At 62.9% G+C, this 19,319-nt stretch carries 20 protein-coding genes; 6 read left to right on the forward strand and 14 right to left on the reverse strand.

The genetic code is table 11. The features are described 5' to 3' along the window. Positions 1-3: 3 nt before the first annotated feature. The 6 genes from ACJYUO_RS06285 to ahaH form a co-directional block, all read right to left on the reverse strand. Positions 4-336 (reverse strand): V-type ATP synthase subunit F, encoded by a 333-nt coding sequence (locus ACJYUO_RS06285; protein ID WP_494344540.1) that lies wholly within the window; start codon positions 334-336, stop codon positions 4-6. Continuing rightward, complete coding sequence (locus ACJYUO_RS06290; RefSeq protein ID WP_494344541.1) at positions 333-1,385, reverse strand: V-type ATP synthase subunit C; 1,053 nt, start codon at positions 1,383-1,385, stop codon at positions 333-335. Before ACJYUO_RS06290 ends, ACJYUO_RS06285 begins: the two co-directional genes overlap by 4 nt. Next, on the reverse strand, positions 1,382-1,963 hold the full coding sequence (locus ACJYUO_RS06295) for a V-type ATP synthase subunit E (protein WP_494344542.1): 582 nt from the start codon (positions 1,961-1,963) through the stop codon (positions 1,382-1,384). Before ACJYUO_RS06295 ends, ACJYUO_RS06290 begins: the two co-directional genes overlap by 4 nt. Before the next feature lie 24 nt (positions 1,964-1,987). Next, entirely contained in the window at positions 1,988-2,263 is a 276-nt protein-coding gene (locus ACJYUO_RS06300) for a hypothetical protein (RefSeq protein WP_494345378.1), read from the reverse strand. Positions 2,264-2,492: 229 nt separating this feature from the next. Next, on the reverse strand, positions 2,493-4,757 hold the full coding sequence (locus tag ACJYUO_RS06305; protein WP_494344543.1) for a V-type ATP synthase subunit I: 2,265 nt from the start codon (positions 4,755-4,757) through the stop codon (positions 2,493-2,495). After that, on the reverse strand, positions 4,744-5,076 hold the full coding sequence (gene ahaH / locus ACJYUO_RS06310) for an ATP synthase archaeal subunit H (RefSeq protein WP_006430417.1): 333 nt from the start codon (positions 5,074-5,076) through the stop codon (positions 4,744-4,746). The genes ACJYUO_RS06305 and ahaH overlap by 14 nt, the downstream gene beginning before the upstream one ends. A 157-nt stretch (positions 5,077-5,233) precedes the next feature. Here ahaH and ACJYUO_RS06315 point away from each other — a divergent pair, with 157 nt between their 5' ends. After that, positions 5,234-5,857, forward strand: a complete 624-nt coding sequence (locus tag ACJYUO_RS06315) for a methyltransferase domain-containing protein (RefSeq protein WP_494344544.1) — start codon at positions 5,234-5,236, stop codon at positions 5,855-5,857. 20 nt (positions 5,858-5,877) lie between these two features. Here the strand turns inward: ACJYUO_RS06315 and ACJYUO_RS06320 are convergent, their stop codons facing one another. Further along, positions 5,878-6,336: a type IV pilin domain-containing protein gene (locus tag ACJYUO_RS06320; protein WP_494345379.1), complete on the reverse strand. Its 459-nt coding sequence runs from the start codon at positions 6,334-6,336 to the stop codon at positions 5,878-5,880. 210 nt (positions 6,337-6,546) lie between these two features. Then, entirely contained in the window at positions 6,547-7,782 is a 1,236-nt protein-coding gene (locus ACJYUO_RS06325; protein ID WP_494344545.1) for a DUF7096 domain-containing protein, read from the reverse strand. Between the two features lie 480 nt (positions 7,783-8,262). On the opposite strand from ACJYUO_RS06325, the gene ACJYUO_RS06330 reads away from it, so the two are divergent. After that, positions 8,263-9,339 carry a helix-turn-helix transcriptional regulator gene (locus ACJYUO_RS06330; protein WP_494345380.1) on the forward strand — a complete coding sequence of 359 codons (1,077 nt, stop codon included), beginning with the start codon at positions 8,263-8,265 and terminating at the stop codon, positions 9,337-9,339. A 33-nt stretch (positions 9,340-9,372) separates the two neighbouring features. Here the strand turns inward: ACJYUO_RS06330 and ACJYUO_RS06335 are convergent, their stop codons facing one another. From ACJYUO_RS06335 to ACJYUO_RS06345, 3 genes are all read right to left on the reverse strand, one after another. After that, positions 9,373-10,107, reverse strand: coding sequence for a hypothetical protein (locus ACJYUO_RS06335; protein WP_494344546.1), 735 nt, complete (start codon positions 10,105-10,107; stop codon positions 9,373-9,375). A 267-nt stretch (positions 10,108-10,374) separates the two neighbouring features. Continuing rightward, positions 10,375-10,629: a DUF8061 domain-containing protein gene (locus ACJYUO_RS06340; RefSeq protein WP_494344547.1), complete on the reverse strand. Its 255-nt coding sequence runs from the start codon at positions 10,627-10,629 to the stop codon at positions 10,375-10,377. After that, on the reverse strand, positions 10,518-11,513 hold the full coding sequence (locus ACJYUO_RS06345) for a radical SAM protein (RefSeq protein ID WP_494344548.1): 996 nt from the start codon (positions 11,511-11,513) through the stop codon (positions 10,518-10,520). Before ACJYUO_RS06345 ends, ACJYUO_RS06340 begins: the two co-directional genes overlap by 112 nt. Positions 11,514-11,656: 143 nt before the next feature. Between ACJYUO_RS06345 and ACJYUO_RS06350 the strand changes: the two genes are divergently transcribed. Both ACJYUO_RS06350 and ACJYUO_RS06355 read left to right on the forward strand, forming a co-directional pair. Beyond that, complete coding sequence (locus tag ACJYUO_RS06350) at positions 11,657-13,219, forward strand: hybrid sensor histidine kinase/response regulator (protein ID WP_494344549.1); 1,563 nt, start codon at positions 11,657-11,659, stop codon at positions 13,217-13,219. Positions 13,220-13,348: 129 nt separating this feature from the next. Then, positions 13,349-14,464 (forward strand): DUF373 family protein, encoded by a 1,116-nt coding sequence (locus tag ACJYUO_RS06355; RefSeq protein ID WP_494344550.1) that lies wholly within the window; start codon positions 13,349-13,351, stop codon positions 14,462-14,464. Between the two features lie 7 nt (positions 14,465-14,471). Here the strand turns inward: ACJYUO_RS06355 and ACJYUO_RS06360 are convergent, their stop codons facing one another. From ACJYUO_RS06360 to ACJYUO_RS06370, 3 genes are all read right to left on the reverse strand, one after another. Next, the gene (locus ACJYUO_RS06360) at positions 14,472-15,314 is read right to left on the reverse strand and encodes a polyprenyl synthetase family protein (protein ID WP_494344551.1); all 843 of its coding nucleotides are present in this window, start codon (positions 15,312-15,314) and stop codon (positions 14,472-14,474) included. 384 nt (positions 15,315-15,698) lie between these two features. Beyond that, positions 15,699-16,652, reverse strand: a complete 954-nt coding sequence (locus ACJYUO_RS06365; protein WP_494344552.1) for an electron transfer flavoprotein subunit alpha/FixB family protein — start codon at positions 16,650-16,652, stop codon at positions 15,699-15,701. Then, the gene (locus ACJYUO_RS06370) at positions 16,649-17,440 is read right to left on the reverse strand and encodes an electron transfer flavoprotein subunit beta/FixA family protein (protein ID WP_494344553.1); all 792 of its coding nucleotides are present in this window, start codon (positions 17,438-17,440) and stop codon (positions 16,649-16,651) included. Before ACJYUO_RS06370 ends, ACJYUO_RS06365 begins: the two co-directional genes overlap by 4 nt. 206 nt (positions 17,441-17,646) lie before the next feature. Here ACJYUO_RS06370 and ACJYUO_RS06375 point away from each other — a divergent pair, with 206 nt between their 5' ends. Continuing rightward, positions 17,647-18,132 (forward strand): TRAM domain-containing protein, encoded by a 486-nt coding sequence (locus ACJYUO_RS06375; RefSeq protein ID WP_494344554.1) that lies wholly within the window; start codon positions 17,647-17,649, stop codon positions 18,130-18,132. A gap of 137 nt (positions 18,133-18,269) precedes the next feature. After that, positions 18,270-19,262 carry an MBL fold metallo-hydrolase gene (locus ACJYUO_RS06380; RefSeq protein ID WP_494344555.1) on the forward strand — a complete coding sequence of 331 codons (993 nt, stop codon included), beginning with the start codon at positions 18,270-18,272 and terminating at the stop codon, positions 19,260-19,262. The last annotated feature ends 57 nt before the right edge of the window (positions 19,263-19,319 follow it).

A 19,319-nucleotide genomic window follows, 5' to 3' on the forward strand; every position in this document is an offset into this window, starting at 1 on the left:
AGTTTAGCTGTCTTCGTCCTCTTCCATCAGGTCGATACCGATGGCGCGTTTGATCTGGTCGCGCAGTCCGCCGCCACCAGTGCCGCTGCCGATCGTAACGACGACCGGCTCGACGCTCGTCTCGACCTCTTGGCGAACCGACCGCGACAGGTGCTCGAGGTCGTCGTCGTGCATGACGACGATCCCGACGCTCTCGTCTTCGAGGGCCGCCGTCGCTGCGTCATCGAGGCGTTCGTCTTTCTCGTCGTCCGGGACGTTCTCGAACCGTCGCACTCCCGCGAGGCGGAAGCCGGTCGTAAACTCCGGACTGCCGACGACTGCGATTTCCTGGCTCATAGGATCACCAGCTCCTCTTCGATCTCGTTTTCGTCGAGTCCGACCTCGCGACCCCGCGCGATCGCGCGAATGTTCTCGACCTCGCGCTCTTTGGCGAGGACGAACGACAGAACGGGCGATATCGAGGTCGGGTAGACACTCGAGAGCGTATCCGCGTACTCGAGCAACGCAGCGTCTAGTGCGTGCTCGAACTGGATAAGGCTGTCAGCATCGCGCAGCCGATCCAGCGCTCCCGAGAGGCGGTCGCCGTAGCGTTTGTTCTCGGCAATGTGGTCGACGAGCGCGTCGTAATCGCCGACCAAGCGGTTCAGGTCCGACTCGTCGAACAACACGCCGCCGTCGATGTAGTAGGCAGCGGGGTCGAGATCGGCTCCGCTCCGTGCGAGGCGCAACGTGTTCCGTGCGTTCAGGAAGTCGATCTCGGCCTCGAGGAACTCGACGTACTTCGCCTCCGGCCCCTCGCGGGGTCGGCCGAGGTCCTCGAGCAGGTTCTCGTAGAAGGCACGATCGAGCGCGTTCTCGAGCGGAACCAGCGCGCCGCTTTCTTCGAACTCCTCGTAGGCGTCTTCGAGCTGCTCGGCGAAGATCGTCCCCTCGAGGATCTCGATGACGTCCTCGATCGAGTCGACTTCGACTAGCCGGTCGATCGTGCCGTCGTCGAGTTCGCCCGCCCGGATGAGATCGGTGCTGATCTCCTCGGGATCGGAATCCGTATAGATACCGCGGATGATCGTCTTCAGGTTCCAGACGTCGAATTTCCGGAGGTACCGAACGATGCGGTCGTAGAGTTGTCCTTCGGACCACTCGAGGAGGTCGTCGAAGTGCTTCGCGAGGTTGCGGTTTAACGCGTACTCGATCAGGTCGACGCCGGAAAACCGCGTTCCGAGCGCGTTGATCTCCCGTTCGTACTCCGTTTCCTCCATGAACCGCGCGATCTCGCTCGGCCCCATCCGGATCAGCTTGCGGTAGTCCTCGTCGGACAACATCGCCGCTCGACGCGAGCGGACGCGAGCGTTTACGTACTCCGGATTCGAGGCTCCCGTACTCATTGCTCGAAGAGTCGGTTACTGATCTCCTGAAGGTTGTCTTCCCAGACGTCCTCGAGCACCGAATCGAAGGTGTTGTTGACGCGGACGCGGGATGCCTCGCTCTCGACGACGACGCCGCCGAGACAGTCGTAGTCACCGGCGTATTCGTAGCCGTCGTAGTCGGCGAGAATCGATTCGATCAACTCCGCGTCGTCGGCCCGACCGTAGACCGCGACGTCGTCGCCCTCGTCGAACTCGACCGTCGCTGCCTCGAGCAGGTCGCGGGTGAGCTCCTCGCGGGTGTCTCCCTCGAGAGCGGCGAGCTCGTCCTCGACTGCCTCGCGGACTTCCGTGAGGACGTCCCGTCGTGCCTCCAGGCGCTGCTGTTTCGCCTCCAGTTTCGCACTGGAGAGTCGCTGTTCGCGCAACTGCTCGATCTCGCGGTCGACGTCGGCTTCGGCGTCGGCGACGATCTCGTCTGCGTCTTCCTGGGCGGCCGATTCGATCTCTTCGGCGCGCGTTTCGCCCTCAGCGCGGATGTCCTCCGCACGCGCGTGAGCCTCTTCTCGAATGTCCTCAACGACTGTATCCAAACTCATTGTAAGAAAGTTCGATGGGACGCTTTAGACGAAGAGCGCGACCAGTGCGAAGATCACGAGCGTCTCGGGCAGGACCGTCAGCAGAATCCCGATACCCGGCGAGATGGAGTCCTCGGCGAGTGCGCCGACGACCGACGCGCCGATCGCTCGCTCTGCATACCCCGCACCGATGGCCGCTAGCCCGATGCCCAGCGCCGCCGCCGCACCCTGCTCGATCGCGGGACCGCCGCTACCGGCAGCAGCACCGCCCTCCTGCAGCGCGACCGCGTTCTCTGCGAGACTGTTCAGCACGAGCGCCATTTCGGGTAGAGTTTCGATTGTCATGATTGAGTTTTCCTCGTGGTTTTGCAACCGGACAGGTGGTACTACTCCCCAGCGTGTTCTTAAAACTTCCCAAACCAAACTGCCGATTTCCCCGTTATAACCCTCGATACTCGCTGTCCGGAGGTATTACACTTTCGATACTGGTGGGAAAATACGAGTCGAGCTAGCACGGATTTCGGTCGCCGAGAGGGTGGGTCGACGCGTGTCAGTTCTCGTCGTCGGATCGAATCCCGCCGAAGGGTTCGAACGTCCGCCCACCGCCCTCGTAGAACCGGTTGAAGAATTCGACGTACTCGAGGCGGATCCCCTGCAGCCCGGCGCTCGTGATCCCGAGCAGCAGGACCACGATGTGACCGAGCACGAGGACGATCACGCCGAGAACCGCCATGACGATGCCGCCGTGGAGCAGGCCGCCGAACATGACCTCGGTCACCTCGTGACCGTGGTAGGTTCCCTGCTCGAGCATGTGCTGGGGCGCGTGGCTGGTACCGAAGTGCCACTCCGCGCCGTGATCGGTATCGACGACGTACACCCCGAAGAACAGCATGTTGACGACGAACGCCATGCCTGCCTTCGCGAGGATGACTGCGGCGATCCGCAGGTACGAGAGCACGTCACCGAGGACGTTGAAGCTCTCGAGTGCGCCGATGATGATGCCGAGCCCGCCGTAGTGTTTGACCTCGCCGTAGACCATCGTCACGAACCCGATCGCGGCGAGTGGGAGTCCGACGTATATCCCGACTTCGGTGGCGAAGCCGGTGAATCCGAGTTCGAACGCCGCCTCGGAACCGTTCCCGAACGAGGTGTACAGGAACTCCGGCTTGACGCCCTCTCCGTGATGGCTGAAGATCCAGACCCAGACGCCGATCATGAGCAGCGCCCACGAACCGTTCTCGAGGAACGCGTCGCCGACGCCGTGGTCGAGATCGTTGACGAAGCCGAAGGCGTAGCCGAGCGTGAGGTGGGCCAGTCCGATCAGGACGCTCACCATCAGCCACGTCTGGCCGTAGTTCGCGTACACGGGCTGGAGGCCCTTGTGCAGCGGCGGGCTGCCGCCGAAGACGACCTCTCCCAGGAAGTGCATCCCGAAGAATTCGCCGTAGAGGACGCCGAACAGCATCGTGAACCCGCCGGCCCACATGCCGATCGCACCCAGACTTCGGATGATGTCCTCGTCGAATCGGCTGTACATGAAGAAGCCGGCGGCCGTGTAGATCATCCCGTAGCCGAGGTCACCCAACATGAAGCCGTAGAACGCTGGGAACGTCAACAGCAAGACGACGGTCGGGTCGAGTTCGCTATACTTCGGCCGATCGATTAGCCGGAGCAAGAACTCGAACGGTTTTGCAGGGCCGCTGTTGTCCTGGATAACCGGCGGTTCGTCGACCATCGTCACGACGTCGCCGCTGGCGGCGGTCGTGCCGCCGTCGGCGATTGCTTCTTGGGTCGCGACTTCGCGTTCTTCCTCGTCGGTCGTCTCCTCGGCTCCGCCGGAGCCGCCGTGGTCGACGTCTTCCGTTCGCGTCGGATACCCCTCGTCGTTGTAGTCGGCGCGGACGAGTTCTTCGACCTCGACGCTGTCGCCGACCGCATCGTTCAGTGTCGCGACGAGCCGGTCGTACTCCTCGGTCGGGAGCCAGCCCTCCGCGACGAACGCGTGGTCGGTCGTCGCGAACTGCAGCGGCGCTTCCGCTTGCTGAACCTCGATCGTCAGCTCTTCTTCGACGCGCAGGAGGAAACCGGCTTCCGCCTGCTTGATCTCCTCGAGTTCCGCGTCGATCTCCTCGAGTTGGGACTCGAGGTCGCGCTTTCGACTCTCGAGGTCCGAGACGTAATCGTCGGGACTCTGGTCGGTGTCGGGCACCTCGTATCGGGTGAATTCGACGCCGACCAGCGCGTCGTCGATCGGGCTCTCGTCGGCGCTCTCGGTGGGCGCGGCGACGACCGCCACGACGTTCCCGCCGGTAAACGTCTCGAAGGCTCGAATGTCGTCCGAGGCGCTGACGGCGCCCTCGACTTCCTCGAGCGAGCCCTCACCGACGAGGACGTCGACCGTCTCGTAGCCCGACAGCAGATCGAGATCGATGCCCAGCTCCGCGAACGGAGCCACGCGATCGATCTTTTCGTTGACCTGCCGCAGTTCGTCGTTGATCTCCGCGCGACGGTCGTCGAGTTCGTTAATCCGCGTGCGGATCTCCTCGAGTCGCTGTTCCCAACCGTCCTCGAGAGTTCCCGGTTCGGCCTCGTCGGCCGAGAGATCGAGAGTACTCTCGAGGGCGCGGACGGTCACCAGCTTCTCGGAGGCGGTCTCAGCTCCCTCGATGGGGTCGCCGTTATCGAACCCCTCCCAGGAGCCGTCGTAGTCCGAAAGGTGGACCAAGCTCAGGTCGTGAACCGTCTCGATGACCGTGGGCATGACGCCCCGCGAGCCGGTCACCGAGACCTTACTCATCCGTTCAGGTCTGAGCATGGACGTCCTCCTGGAACAGTTCGACGACGTGAGCGGTCACTTCGTCGACCCGGTCTCGGGCGCGCTCGGCGAGTTCCTCGCGCTCCTGTTCACCTGCTTCGAGGACGCGCTCGCACTCCGCATCGATCTCTTCGCGAGCTTCCTCCAGACGGCGCTCCCTGATCTCTTGGGCCTCCTGTTCCGCTTCCGTGCGAATCTCCTCGGCGCGTTCCCGGGCCTCGGCTATTCGCTCGTCGCGGTCGTTTTCTGCCAATGCGACGATCTCGTCGGCCTCCTCTTCCGCCGACTTAATTCGTTCGAGAACCTCTGGCCTCGGCATATTCTAAGCAAGCGAACGTTTGCTAGAGCGCGTATATGGTAGTTGCGAAAGTGCCTCAGCGGACGCCGCTCCGAACGGCCGGTAATAATCGATTATGCGCTCCGGGATTCCGGCCGGAACAGTAGACATATGCCGATTCGACCGAAACCCTTCACTAATGGGAATTCTCGAGAACAAGGCCCGTGCTCGACTGTTCTATAAGTACCTTTCACGGGTCTACGATCAGGTGAACCCCTTCATCTGGACCGAGGACATGCGAACCGAGGCCCTCTCCCTCCTCGATTTCGAGGACGACATGACCGTCCTCGACGTCGGCTGTGGAACCGGCTTCGCGACCGAAGGACTCCTCGAGCGCGTCGACGAGGTGTACGCCCTCGACCAGAGCCAACACCAACTCGAGCAGGCCTACGACAAGTTCGGGAAGCAGGCCCCGCCGGTCCACTTCCATCGCGGTGACGCCGAGCGACTCCCGTTCGCGACGGACACGTTCGACGTCGTCTGGTCGTCGGGCTCGATCGAGTACTGGCCCAACCCTATCCTTGCGTTGCGGGAGTTCCGCCGCGTCCTCAAACCCGGCGGGCAGGTACTCGTCGTCGGCCCGAACTACCCCGACAACGTCGTCAGCCAACTGCTTGCCGACTCGATCATGCTCTTCTACGACGAGTACGAGGCCGACCGGATGTTCAAAACCGCCGGCTTCGAAAACGTCAAGCACGCCTTCATGGGGCCGTCATACGATCCCGAGGTCGCGATCACGACCATCGGTCGCGCGCCCGAATAGGTCACCTCACGCACCGACTCTCAGGCTGCCGTCGTCTCGAGTGTCGCCACCCGCCGGCCGTCGACCGCGAGCGTAACGGTAACCGAATCGCCCGTCTCGAGCGACGGGGAGTTCGTATCGGCGACCGTCAGGCTCGCCCGTTCCCCGACGGACCACTCCGAATCCGCTCTCGAATTGAACGGACCCGTCGGCGCACCGTCGAAGCCGCTCGCACCGGCGAACGGGACTGGCGGCTGTGCGGCCAGCTCCGTCCCGTTTACCGCAACCGTCACCGAGAGCGCCTCAATGTCGACCGCGTCGCCGGCGACGTGTTCGATCGAAATCGACGACTGATCGCCGTCGGCCGACAGTTCGAACGTCGCGGTCGGCCCGGGCGACTCGAGCGACAACGCGCCGACACCGACGGCGATACCGGCTGCTAGACAGACGGTGAGGGCGACGAGGAGGAGGACTCCGATAACCGGACTCACGGCGCGCATCTCCCCGGCAGTTGTCGTGTTCGGTTTCGTCTGTCCAGTCACGAACCGTCCTTGCTGCGCATTACGGTATAAACGTGCGTCCGCTCGTCATAGCTATCAACTGAAATTTTGATGATGGGAATTTTGGGCACCCGACCAAAAAAGAGAGCAACGAATTACTTTTGTAGAACTGTTACTGACTTAGGATCTCAAATACGTGTACTGCCGGTCTTAGCTGTTCGAAACGGTAGTGCTAATATTCTCTCCCGTTGATGTCCGTGCTGTCAGTTCGTACTCGCCCGCAGGCGGCACATACCAGAGTCTGTCGTTGCCATTGGTCTCGCCTACTTCAAACCCATTTATTACGATCGTCGCCGATTTGGCCTCTCTTGTCTCCGAATCGGCTACCTGTACATTAGCCGGTCCGTTCGCCGTCGTTTCTTCGATCGAGAGTCTCGTTCCGTTCTTGACCGATGTCTTTCCGTTCTTCGGTAGCGCTTCCTGATCTAAGATCTGCGTTTCTCGATAGATCTCACCCGTGGCACCGTCGAGATACGCCTCGAGATCGCCGTGGCCGTGGCTGATATCAAACAGGTACAGCTGGACCGTTGTATGCTCGTTGAACGACGGTGACTGACCGGTCTCGTACGCCCACGGGTACTGCTCTTGAGCGTGCCGATACGCGTCCATCGTGTTGTTAAATTGGGATTGGCGTGTGCTATCGCGGTTATCAAACCTGGTCGCTTCACGGATGTAGCTCTCACCGAGCCTCGAGATGACGTACCCGTTCTGGGACGTCTCGACAGTAATATAGTCGGTACTTCCAGTCTGAACGGTTCCATATGTGGCCGATTCCAGTTGCGACCGAAGTTCGGTTCGATGCATCTCGAGTTTATTTCGATCATCTTCAACCGATAGCGATGCGTTCGGAACCAGATCAGAGCGCTCCTCGAGTTCGTCGAACTCTTCGGAGAGAACCGACGCTTCCCTGTAATTTCGAAGCAGCGTCTGCAGTAACTGATCACTCGATGTCTCCCCGTTTGCATGTGCTCGTACGGCCCGTTGTTCGCGCGCCTCGAGACCGTTCGATCGTTCTGTCAGCCGATCGTACGCGCCCTGTAACAGCACACGCCGCTCTTCGGGCGATGCGTCGTCGAACTCCCGGTCGATGACGGCGTATTGGGCGTGGTCAACCCGGAGTTCGTCGTCCTTACTTGCGAGCGTCGCGCCGAGATCGGGTCCGTACTCGGTATACTCGCTTCTCGAGGGTTCCTCAAGGGAGAGGCGATTCGTCGTGTTTGCTACCGGCTGCGGACTCGAGTCCATCTGGGCAGCGCTCGATACCTGGTTTTGCAGGGGCGTTTCGGAGAGCGTATCTGTCGCACTCCCGGAGTCCGCCATTCCGGGGGCGACGGTCAGGGATAAAACCAAAAACAGTGCGAGGAGGGGCGGGATCGCGCGGTTCATCGACCAACCGTATGCCCTCCTGATACAAAAACTGGTCGCACTACTATTGCGGCTAGATTACAGCGGATAAAGTGCCACTAACAACGGATCGGTGCTGTCAGCAGATCCCCTCTCTCCCGTCGAGATGCTTTACATCCGCTGGTAACGTTTTATTTTCGATGGAAAGGGTTTTTTCCCCCGGGGAACCACCCGTTGGTACGCATGCGGGTATCCGCCGCCATCACATTCGCCCTCACAGTCCTCCTCACGCTGTCTCTCTTGGGGCCGGTGGCCGCCACACCGACTGCGTCCGCCTCGTCACCGGAGTACGAACGGACGGAGACAGTCGCCGACCGGCCCCCACAACCGTTGGACCGAGCATCGCCCTCCGGTCAGCCGATCGACTCCCCTAAACACTCGATTGAGCCGTCGCTATCGGCCGAAACGACGGCACAGTCGGCCGATTCGCTCGATGAGCCTGATCCGCAGCAGGTCATCAGAATCGCCGTTCGCGATAACGGCGATGTTCGATGGACGGTTGAGAGTCGTTTTCTTCTGACGAACGAGAGTGACACCGCCGTTTTCCGAGAGTACGCTGAGAGCGTTACGTCCGGCCAGCGCGACGTTGAGTACGATCTCGAGCAGTTCGAGAACTTTCGCGAAATGGCACAACAATCAACCAATCGCGAAATGTCGATCGAAGCTGACCAGTGGGACGAGCCGCGTATTATCGAATCGCCCGACGAAGCCGACCTCAGCGACGAAACGATAGCCGATAACGAGGATGTCCGGATCGGTGTCCTCTCCTACTCGTTTACATGGACGAACTTCGCCACTGTCGACGGTGATCGGATCTACTTTGGCGACGCCTTCCAGACAGAAAGTGGCACGTGGATCGGATTGAGCGACGGGCAGCGTCTCGTGATTGAGACACCGCCCGACTTCGCCCTCGAGACGCCGACCCGCCTCACGTGGAACGGTCCCTACGAGTTCGACGACAGCGAACTCGATATCGTTTTCGTCCGAACCGGGGATTCCCTGTTGTCGATGCCGGGATGGCTGATCGGCGGCTTACTCGTAATCGTTGGTCTCGGAGCTGGCGGGTACCTGTTGGCCCGGCGTGACGACGGGACCGAACTTCCGGTCCCGACCGATCGACTCCCGTCGTTAACCGACATTGAAAGCAGGATCCGTGGTAGTAGTAGGAAAGGTGCTGCTCCCCCGGACTCCTCCGAGACAACTTCACCAACTGGTCCGCAGCTTGATTCGGACGCTATCACCACTCCGTCCGATGGTGGTGCTCGTCAAAGTGGAACGAGCCTCGAGTTCGAGGAACCCAACGACGACGACGATATCGATCCCGAACTGCTGAGCGACGAGGAACGTGTCTTGCGCCTGCTCAAGCAAAACGGCGGGCGGATGAAACAGGCCTCGATCGTCTCGGAGACCGGCTGGTCGAACGCAAAGGTGTCACAACTGCTTTCGAAGATGGACGACGACGACGAGATCGCGAAGCTCCGGATCGGTCGGGAGAACCTCATCACGCTGCCGGGCGTCGATCCGACCGAACTCGATTGATCGCCTCGCCTCGACAGCGGTCGGCCGTGATACTCAGTTTTCGCTCGAGTCCGAGTCGGTAGCGGTCGTGTTCGAGTCGTCAGTGCCTGTCTCCGGGTTGTACTGGATTTCCGTTCCGACGGAGTCGTAGATATCGTCCCAGTCTTTGTCCTCGTCCATGAGGAAGACCTCGACGGTTAACGACCCCTCGCCGAACTCCTCGGTCCCGTCGGGTCGGACGTCGATGTGATAGGTTCCGTTCTCGTCCATGCTGACTTCTCCCGTGCGCTCGATCAGCTTCTGTTCGTCTTCGTTGATCTTGACGAAGAAGTACGGCTCGCCGATCACGTCGCCGTGCTCTGGCGGATCGACGTTCTCCATACTGGTATTAGCAGTGACCTCGAGGTTGAAGTTCGAGTAGCCGTCGCCGCTCTCCGCGGGTTGCGTGTCGACGAACTCGACGGATTCGATTCGATCCTCACGCTTGTCCTCGAGCGGGCGATTCGGCTCTTCGGGTGGGGTCCACGTTGCGTTCGCAGTCTCGTCTGTATCTGCGGTGTCAGCCCCGTCACTACTGTTCGTACTCCCAGCAGTACTGTTCGGTTCGTCGTCGTCACCGGTGTCAGTCACTGCGTCGTCGGACCCGTTCGTGCCCGTCTCGCTATCGGTCAACGGTTCTGTCTCGTTCGTATCCGACGGCCCGTCAGCTTGTGAGCCTCCGAGGGCGCTACAACCGGAGAGGGCAACGAGCAGTGCGACCGCGACGACAGCGACGGTTCGGAATTGCATCGTACCCGGTCGTACCGGGACGACGGCTATTATTACAGCCCAAATAAGCGGTTACCACTCGTTCGTCGGGAAACGGCATCAAAATCGCTCGAGACGGCTGATTCCTGCGCTTTCGCGCTGTGGAACGATTCTTATCGTGTCCGCAAACGATGTCACCGACCGTCTTCTGGCTCGGAGTCTCCGGCTCGTGTACAAAATCACGAAATCCGTTCCGCTCACCGCTCGCGAAAAATCGTTACCAAAACGCCGCTCGTTCGCTCGCGGGACTCAGGCTAGCGGCGTGCGCTCGACCACTTGGCCATCGTTGGTGGGATACTGCTCGACGATCTTCGCGCACCTTTTTCTCGTCGGATTCGCTTCGCTCACCCGCCTCCAAAAATCTGCACCAAAAAGCCGCTCACTCGCGGTACTTACGCCAGCGGCGTGCGCTCGACGACCTGCCCGTCGTAGGTGGGATACTGCTCGACGATCTCGCCGTCCTCGAGGTCGCCCTCCTCGATCATCTCCTCTAGGAGCCACCACGCGACTTCGACGTGGTCGGTTTTGACGGTGTAGAACTCCTCGGGGACGCCAAGCGCCTCGAGGCGGTCGGGATCGGTATAGGTCTTCCCGTAGACGAGGGTGCCGTCGTCGGTGATGTCGTCGAACTCGCGGCGGACGTTACGGGCCATCCGCTTGAGACGGCGACGGTGCTGGGCCGCGTCCTTGAATACGGAGGTACAGAAGTAGACCTTCTCGTGGTCGCCCATCTCCTCGAGGATGTCCTCGCGGGAGCCGTCGACGGCGCTCATGTGGTCTTCCTTGAGTTCGAAGCCCTGTTCTTGCATCCGGCGGTAGTTCCCGTCGGACATTTCGAACTCGTTGATGTTACAGAACTCGGCCGCGCCCTCGTCCAGAAACTCGAGGAACTCTTCTTCGGCGCGGATGCCGGGAATTTCGAACGCGGGAGTGAGTCCCTCTTCGCGGGCGATGTGGAGGATTTCCTCCCACTCGGTGCCGTGGAGGTCGCCCCACTGTTCGTACGGCGGGTGGAAGCGAATCTCGTCGAGGCCGGCCTCCGAGAGGCGGCGCATGTTCTCGCGGCCGCCGGGAATACCGGTGTAGAGGTGGGTGTGGTGGTCCTCGCCGAACTCGTCTTTGAGGAGTTCGAGATAGTGACAGGTCCGACCCAGCGCCTCTTGGGGTTCGCCGCCGGTGATCGAGGTACCCAGTGCGTCCATTCGGTTTGCCTCGATCAGGACGTCCTCGTCGCTTTCGACGAGCCGTTCGTTGGCGTAGACGTCGGTGACGTTCTTGCGGTTCTCACCGAGCGGGCAGTAAAAGCAGTCGCGCTGGTCGCAGTATCCGTAGACGAACAGCACCATCTTGCCACCTTTCGCGCACTGCTCACAGCCCTTCGAGATCATTCGAGGATACGTACCCACCCGAGCCTCAAAAGCGGTGCGGATCGAGAGCGCCGCTGTGCCCCGTTGCCCGGTCTCATGGCGTCGCGCGATGTGGGTGTCGGCCACATACTATTAGACGGTTCGCTCGGACTGTCATCTATCCGATGTTCGGCGGGATCCACGTTCTCTGTGTCGACGACGACCCCGATAGCCGTTCGCGGACGGCGACCGTTCTCGAACGACGGCGCGACGCTATCGACGTGACGACTGCCAGAACCGGTCGCGAGGGGCTGGCGGTCTTCGACGGCGGGAGCGACGCCGAATCCGCGGTCGTCGATTGCGTCGTCAGCGGCTACGAACTGCCCGACATGGACGGCCTCGAGTTGCTCGCGACGGTTCGGAAGCTCGACCCGACGGTTCCGTTCGTTCTCTTTCCGACCAACGGGTCCGAGGCGATCGCGAGCGAGGCGATTTCGGCCGGCGTCACCGACTACGTTCGGACGGGATCCGGGACGGACCAGTACGCCGTACTGGCGGATCGAATCGAAGCCGCCGTCGAGAAACGCCGCGCCGAGCGGGCGCGACGCGAGGGCGAGCGCGAACTCGCTCGCCACGAGCGACTCGTCGAACTCGTGCCGACCGCGCTCTTCGTGCTCGACGCGAACGCGACGATCGGCTGGTCGAACGAGGAGTTCGCCGACGCGTTCACCGAGAACAGGGCGGACCTGATCGGAACGCCGTTTCCGACGCTTATCGACCGGGGATACTACGACGAGTGCGTGACGAGCAAGTACATCGAGGAAGTTCGCGGACTGCTGACCTCGTCGATCGACCGCGATCGGGCGAAGTATCAGGTGCGGTTTCACACGCCGAACGGCGAGGAGCGGATCCACGATGTCCACACGAGACTCCTCCCGCTCGAGGACGGGGAGTTCACGGGGACGATCCACGCCATCCGCGACCTCACTCGCCGGCGTCGTTACCGGCGGGAACTCGAGCGCCAGAACGAGCGGTTGGTCGAGTTCGCCGGCTTCGTCAGCCACGACTTGCAGAACCCGTTAAACGTCGCACAGGGGAACCTCGATCTGCTCGCGGAGCAAGTCGAGAGTCCGCGCGTCGACGAACTGCAGTGGTCGCTGTCGCGGATGGAGGAACTCATCGACGGCCTCCTCGAGTTGGCCCGGCAGGGGAAGACGATCGGCGACGAATCGTGGCTCTCGCTCGCCTCGGCGGCCCGCGAAGCGTGGTCGACCGTCGACACCGGCGACGCCCGCCTCGAGATCGAGACGGACAGCCGAATCTACGGCGACGAGACCCGCGTTCGGGAATTGCTCGAGAACCTCTTCCGAAACGCCGTCGAGCATGGCTCGACATCCGACGGGGAGGGTCACAGCGAGGGGCCCGATCGCCTGCTCGTCACCGTCGGAACCCTCGAGTCGGATTCTCGAGGTGGCGATGGGACGCGTCCGCGCGGATTCTACGTCGAGGACACGGGATCGGGGCTGCCCGCCGATCGCGAGTCACTGTTCGAGTTCGGCTACACGACCGATGCGGACGGGACCGGGCTCGGGTTGGCGATCGTCGAGGGGATCGTGACGGCCCACGGCTGGTCGATCGCGGCCCGAAACGGACCGTCCGGCGGCGCTCGCTTCGAGTTCGACGACGTGCGAGTCAACGCTGACGCCGGCGACGATACCGCATCCGACGACGCCACCGATTCCGCCTGAGCGAGCCGGCGTCTCGGCCCTGCCCGGACTCGGTCTCGAGTCGCTCTCGATCGCCGTCGACGCGTCAGTACGGAATACGGTCTCGCCGTCCCAGAAGAGGGAAATAGCGCGGCGTGCAACCACGATCCGATGCTGTTGGTCCTCTGTGTCGATCTCGACGACGATCTCGGGCGAAAGACCGGCTTCTCCACGCCGGTCATCGGTCGCGACCCGGTCGAGGAGGCGGCCGTGGCACTGGCCACCGCGGACCCGGAGGACTCGGACGTCAACGTCATCTTTCAGGGGTTGCACGTCTACGACGATCTAGCAGAACGCAACGAGAGCGTCGAGGTCGCCGTCGTCACCGGCAACGACGAGGGCGACGTCAGCGCCAACCGCGAGGTCGGCGACGAGGTCGATACCGTCCTCGCGAGCCTCTCGACCGCCGAGGACATCACCGCGCTCGTCGTCACCGACGGCGCACAAGACGAGTCCGTCATCCCGATCATCCGCTCACGGGTCCCGATCGACGGCGTCCGACGGGTGGTCGTCAGACAGGCGCAGAACCTCGAGTCGATGTACTACACGATCAAGCAGGTTCTCGACGACCCCGAGACCCGGGGAACGGTGCTCATTCCGCTGGGGATCCTCCTGTTGATCTACCCGCTGGCGCTCATCGGATCCGCGCTGGATATGCCGGGCTTCGTCCTGGGAATGACGTCGGCACTGCTCGGCTTCTATCTCATCTCGCGCGGACTGGGGTTGGGCGATCGGTTGGACGCGACCGTCGAACGCGCCCGCCACTCGCTGTATGCCGGTCGGACCACCTTGCTCGCGTACATCGTGGCGGCCGCGCTGTTCGTCCTCGGTGGCGTCAGCGGGACGGACACCCTCGAGGCGGTCCGCCAATCGACCGACGGGGCCGTCGAAGTGCCGGTCATGCTCGCGGCACTGGTCAACGGTTCGATCCATTGGTTTGCCGCCGCGGGCGTCACCACCAGTCTCGGCCAGATCACCGACGAGTACATCGCGGGGACCCTGGAGTGGCGCTATCTCAACGCGCCTTTCTACGTGCTCTCGATCGCAACCGTCCTCCACGCGGTGAGCGCCTTCTTCCTCGATCGGGTGGGGATTACCTACCTCGCGACAGCGCTGACCGCCGGCACGCTGCTCGGAATCGCGAGCACGCTGGCCTTTGCCGTCGCTGAGTCGTGGCTTTCCGACTCGGATCGAGATGGGGGACAACGAGGAGCCGAGCGAGTCTAAGCGACGATTAGCGTTCCCGTTCGACGACGAACTCCGCTAGCTCGAGTAGATACTGTCGAGCCTCGGGGTCGGCGACCTCGACCCGGTCCAGCGCGTCGAGTGCCCGATCTGCCTCCGCTTGGGCGTGTGCATTGGCTTCGTCGGGCGTGAGATCGGTCACTTGAACGACCGATGGCCGCTCTAAGGCAGCGTCGTGTCCGGTCGGCTTGCCGAGTTCCTCGGGGTCGGCGACGGCGTCTAATACGTCGTCCCTGATCTGGAAGGCGACGCCGACCCGCTCGGCGTACTCGCCAAGCGCCTCGACGGTGACGGGATCGGAGTCGGCGGCGATCGCGCCGAGTTCGGCCGCGGCCCGAAAGAGCGCACCGGTCTTGCGCCGGGCCAAAGTCATGTACTCGTCTTCGTTCGTGGGTTCAGCTGAGAGCTCGGTCGCCTCGCCGATACCGAGTTCGACCATCGCCTCGGCGACGACGCGGGTAGCATCCGGATCGGTCGAAAAGAGGGCGAAGGCCTCGCCCAGCAACCCGTCGCTGGTGATGATCGCCGGCCCGTGGCCGAACTCGGCCCACGCGCTGGTCGTGCCCCGGCGCAGTTCCGAGCGGTCGATGATGTCGTCGACGACGAGTGAGGCGCTGTGGACGAGTTCGATGCCGACGCCGAACTCGACCGCGTCCTCGGCCCGCCCGCCAACCGTTTCGCAGGCCAGCAGCGTCACCATCGGTCGAACGCGCTTCCCTCCGGAGAGCGCGACGTGGCGAACCTCCTCGCTGAGCGTCTCGGGTTCGACCCCCTCGACGACCTCGACAAGACGCTCCTCGATCAGCGCCCGTCGGCGCTCCAGCAGTTCCATCACCCGCGCTTAGGATGGGGTGGAAAAGTAGCTAACGGATCGATTCCTTTCCACCTGCGACGACAGCTCTGCAGGAAAGCGGGCAATCAACCGGTCGCACGGCGGGGTTCCGCATCGCTACTCGAGTCGACGGGATCAAAAACGCGGATCGAAACGAGCCTCACGAAACGACGAGCCGACCGTCGCGAGACGACTACTGAAACTCCTCGATGAGTTCGGGGACAACGTGCGACCACCTTTTTCCGCTCGGATCGCTCACTCCGTTCGCGATCACTCTCGCAAAAACTTGGACCAAAAACACCGGAAGAACTCCGTTCTTCCGAGCCCTCGTCCACTCCGTTCACGAGGAAGACCGCTCACTCGCGATGCTCGTTCGCGGGACAGCTACTGGAACTCCTCGATGAGTTCGGGGACGACGTCGAAGAGGTCGTCGACGATCGCGTAGTCGGCGATGTCCATGATCGGCGCGTTGGGGTCCGTGTTGATCGCGACGATCGTATCGGAGCCCTTCATGCCGGCGACGTGCTGGACTGCGCCGGAGATCCCGATGGCGATGTAGACGTCGGGGGTGACGACTTTGCCGGACTGGCCGACCTGCCGGTTCTTGGGCAGCCAGCCGTTGTCGACGATCGGGCGGGACGAGGACAGCGTCGCGCCGAGTGCGTCCGCCAGATCCCGGATGAGATCGAGGTTCTCCTCTTCCTCGATCCCGCGGCCGATCGAGACGAGCACGTCGGCCTCGCTGATGTCAACGTCGCCGCCGCCGACTTCCTCGAAGCCGTTGACGGTCGAACCGACGGCGTCCTCGTCGATGTCGGCCTCGAAGGCCTCGATCGCGGCGTCGCCGGTTCCTTCGGCGGCGGGCCACTCGGCACCGCGGATCGTGACGACCGCGTCGCCGGCGAGTTCGGTGGTCGTCTCGACCTTGCCGCCGTACATCTCGCGGGTGGCGACGAGCGTCTCGTCGTCGTTGTCGAGGCCGATCGTGTCGGTGACGACCGGCAGATCGAGTTGATTGGCGACGGCGGGGGCGTAGTCGAGGCCATTGACGCTGTTGGGTGTCAACACGTACTGCGGGGCGAGTTCGTCGTAGAGCTGCGTAATCGCCTGCGTGTAGACGTCGTGGTTGAACTCCTCGCCGTGAGAGACGGTGTGGATCGCGTCGACGCCGTCGCGGTTGAGCTTCGCGGCGAAGTCGTCGACGGTGCCGCTGATAACCGCGAGATGGAGGTCGCCGCCGGTCTCGTCGGCGAGCTGGCGGCCGGCGGTGATGATCTCGTAGCTGACATCGCGCAGTTCGCCGCGGCGGTGGTCCGCGACCGCGAGGATGTCGCTCATTGTGCCACCCCCTTGTCGCGGAGCAGTTCACCCAGCTCCGAGGCGGTCTCCTCGGCGCTGCCCTCCCAGAACGTCGCGTCGCTCTCGCTTTCGGGCTCGTACATGGCCGTCAGCTCGAGGTCGGCCTCGATCGCGCTCTCGTCGACGCCGATGTCGGCGAGTGCCTTGACGTCCATCGGCTTCTGTTGGGCCTGCCGGATGCCCCGCAGGCTCGCGTAGCGGGGCTCGTTGATCCCCGTCTGGATCGTCAGCACGGCCGGAAGCTCGATGTCGGTCAGCTCCTCGACGCCGCCCTCGAGTTCGCGTCGCACCGAAGCCAGGTCGTCGTCGAAGTCGTGCTCGAGGTGGTTGACGACGGCCCCCCACTGGAAGCCGAGGTTCTCGGCGACGGAGACGCCGGTCGCGGCGAAGCTGTCGTCGCCGGCTTGGACACCCGAGAGCACGAGGTCGGGGTCCTCTTCCTCGACGACGGCGCTCAGGATCTCCGTCTTGGCGTTGACATCGAGCAGATCGATGTCCTCGAGGGAGTCGTCCCAGACGCGAACCGCGCGGTCGGCACCCTTCGCGAGGGCCTGCCGGATGGTCTGTTCACACTCTTCCGGTCCGATGGTGACGGTCACGACTTCGTCGGCGATGCCGTCTTCCTGCAACTGGACGGCTTCTTCGATCGCGTAATCATCCCACTCGTTGAGGTCGGCACCGAGGTACTGGTCTGCGATTTCGGTTCCCTCGATTTCGAACTCGTCTTCGACGGTCGCCACCTCTTTGACCGTTACGAGAATTTTCATCGTTTGTCACTGCTACGTCCATACCGTAAATCTTTTCGAAACCGCCCCTCACGGGGAAGCCGTTCAGTTACCATGTTTTTCGAATGATTTGTTTCGCGCTACGTTTGCTGGCGGTCTCCGGGGAGTGAGCTACCAGCGTTTCGTTTGCGTGCCCGGTCGATCTCCAAGACGGAAACGGTTTAACGCCACCGCTGGTAGTGCTGAGTATGGCAGACTGTCCACTCGCCGACGACTGCCCGGAGTTCTCCGAACGGATTTCGGGAATGGGATGTCAACACTACGGTGATCGGGGTGGCAAGGAGTGGTGTAACCACTACGGCCAACCGATCGAAGACCTCAAAACACAGCCGGTCAAGTCGGGCGAGGAAGTCGTCATCGACGTCGTCGATATGCACGAAAGCGGTGCCGGCGTCGGCCGAACCGAGGACGGGTTCATCGTGATGGTCGATGGCGTCCTGCCGGAAGCCCGCGCGCGAGTCGAGATCACGCGGGTACACAGCAATCACGCGCGCGCCGAGGAGTTGGAACTCCTCCCGATGGATCCCGACGAAGACGACTCCGACGAGGAGAGCGCGGCGTCGGGAGACGACGGTGACGGTGGTGATGCCGTTGACGCCGAGTCCGGTGCGGACGACGACGGCGGTCCCGAGCGCGAGCGACTCGGCAGTCGCGATAACTTCTGGGGCTCGTAACGCCCCCTCGAGTGGACAGATCGCGCTGTATCGGTTGATTTTCTCCGGCGTTCAACTGGCCTGGTTCAGCCGCTGTGCTTATCGACGCACCGTTCCGGCTCACACAACGTTTTCTCGGTCCCGTGCGATGGAGACGCATGGAGCGCATTTCGCTGTCGAACTCGGCTTTCGAGGGTGACAACAACGCCTACCTCTTCACCGATGGCTCGGAGACGGCGCTGATCGATACCGGCGACTGGACCGACGCGACACGCGAGGCCCTCGAGGCAGCACTCGCCGACCGCGGACTCGAGTTCGCGGCTATCGACCGAATCTTCCTCACACACTGGCACCACGACCACTGCGGGCTGGCCGGCGACATTCAGGCCGCAAGCGGGGCCGACGTGTACGCACACGCCGCCGACGCGGCGCTTATCGAAGGCGACGAAGACGCGTGGGAGACGATGTACGACCGCCAAGAGCGGTACTTCGAGGAGTGGGGCATGCCCGAGGCCGAGCGCGAGGTCCTACGGGAGCGCATGCGCCCCGATGTGATGGCGACCGAGACGCCGACCGTGACCCCGTTCGCCGACGGTGACACGTTCTCGGTCCCCGGCACCGAACTCGAGGTCGTCCACACGCCCGGGCACGCGGCCGGACTGTGCATGTTCGAGGCCGACCTCGAGCGGGGCCGGGAGGTGTTCGCGGGCGATACGCTGTTGCCCGTCTACACGCCAAACGTCGGCGGTGCAGACGTCCGCGTCGACCGCCCGCTCGAGAAGTACCTCCGCGCGCTGCAGGGGATCACCGACGCCGACTACGCCCGTGCGTGGCCGGGCCACCGCGACCCGATCGACGACCCCGCCGAGCGGGCACAGGACATTATCGACCACCACGCGGAGCGCTCGTGGCGGGTCCTCGACGCGCTGAATCGGCTCGGCCCCTGCGACGTGTGGACGGTCAGCGCCGACCTGTTCGGCGACCTCGACGGCATCCACATCCTCCACGGCCCCGGCGAGTCATACGCGCATCTGGAACACCTCGAACGAGCGGGCACCGTCGTTCGCGAAGGCTCCGCATACCGGCTCGCTGACGGCGTCGCCGACGATCTCGCCGGACTCGAGGCCGAACGCTGGGACCTCGAGCACTGACGCCGAGACCGGGCCGACGCGACGTTGCGGCCCCCAGGATCGGTCCCTTTCTCGAGA

Source organism: Natrinema sp. CRL1 (assembly GCF_059162405.1).

Excerpts from the sequence above, each read along its gene's own strand:
- ACJYUO_RS06335 (WP_494344546.1), bottom strand. The coding sequence starts at position 10,107 with ATGCAATTCCGAACCGTCGCTGTCGTCGCGGTCGCACTGCTCGTTGCC.
- ACJYUO_RS06375 (WP_494344554.1), top strand. The coding sequence starts at position 17,647 with ATGGCAGACTGTCCACTCGCCGACGACTGCCCGGAGTTCTCCGAACGG.
- ACJYUO_RS06290 (WP_494344541.1), bottom strand. The coding sequence starts at position 1,385 with ATGAGTACGGGAGCCTCGAATCCGGAGTACGTAAACGCTCGCGTCCGC.
- ACJYUO_RS06320 (WP_494345379.1), bottom strand. The coding sequence starts at position 6,336 with ATGCGCGCCGTGAGTCCGGTTATCGGAGTCCTCCTCCTCGTCGCCCTC.
- ACJYUO_RS06300 (WP_494345378.1), bottom strand. The coding sequence starts at position 2,263 with ATGGCGCTCGTGCTGAACAGTCTCGCAGAGAACGCGGTCGCGCTGCAG.
- ACJYUO_RS06370 (WP_494344553.1), bottom strand. The coding sequence starts at position 17,440 with ATGAAAATTCTCGTAACGGTCAAAGAGGTGGCGACCGTCGAAGACGAG.
- ACJYUO_RS06355 (WP_494344550.1), top strand. The coding sequence starts at position 13,349 with ATGCTGTTGGTCCTCTGTGTCGATCTCGACGACGATCTCGGGCGAAAG.
- ACJYUO_RS06285 (WP_494344540.1), bottom strand. The coding sequence starts at position 336 with ATGAGCCAGGAAATCGCAGTCGTCGGCAGTCCGGAGTTTACGACCGGC.
- ACJYUO_RS06360 (WP_494344551.1), bottom strand. The coding sequence starts at position 15,314 with ATGGAACTGCTGGAGCGCCGACGGGCGCTGATCGAGGAGCGTCTTGTC.
- ACJYUO_RS06315 (WP_494344544.1), top strand. The coding sequence starts at position 5,234 with ATGGGAATTCTCGAGAACAAGGCCCGTGCTCGACTGTTCTATAAGTAC.
- ACJYUO_RS06345 (WP_494344548.1), bottom strand. The coding sequence starts at position 11,513 with ATGATCTCGAAGGGCTGTGAGCAGTGCGCGAAAGGTGGCAAGATGGTG.
- ACJYUO_RS06380 (WP_494344555.1), top strand. The coding sequence starts at position 18,270 with ATGGAGCGCATTTCGCTGTCGAACTCGGCTTTCGAGGGTGACAACAAC.
- ahaH (WP_006430417.1), bottom strand. The coding sequence starts at position 5,076 with ATGCCGAGGCCAGAGGTTCTCGAACGAATTAAGTCGGCGGAAGAGGAG.
- ACJYUO_RS06365 (WP_494344552.1), bottom strand. The coding sequence starts at position 16,652 with ATGAGCGACATCCTCGCGGTCGCGGACCACCGCCGCGGCGAACTGCGC.
- ACJYUO_RS06325 (WP_494344545.1), bottom strand. The coding sequence starts at position 7,782 with ATGAACCGCGCGATCCCGCCCCTCCTCGCACTGTTTTTGGTTTTATCC.
- ACJYUO_RS06295 (WP_494344542.1), bottom strand. The coding sequence starts at position 1,963 with ATGAGTTTGGATACAGTCGTTGAGGACATTCGAGAAGAGGCTCACGCG.
- ACJYUO_RS06350 (WP_494344549.1), top strand. The coding sequence starts at position 11,657 with ATGTTCGGCGGGATCCACGTTCTCTGTGTCGACGACGACCCCGATAGC.
- ACJYUO_RS06305 (WP_494344543.1), bottom strand. The coding sequence starts at position 4,757 with ATGCTCAGACCTGAACGGATGAGTAAGGTCTCGGTGACCGGCTCGCGG.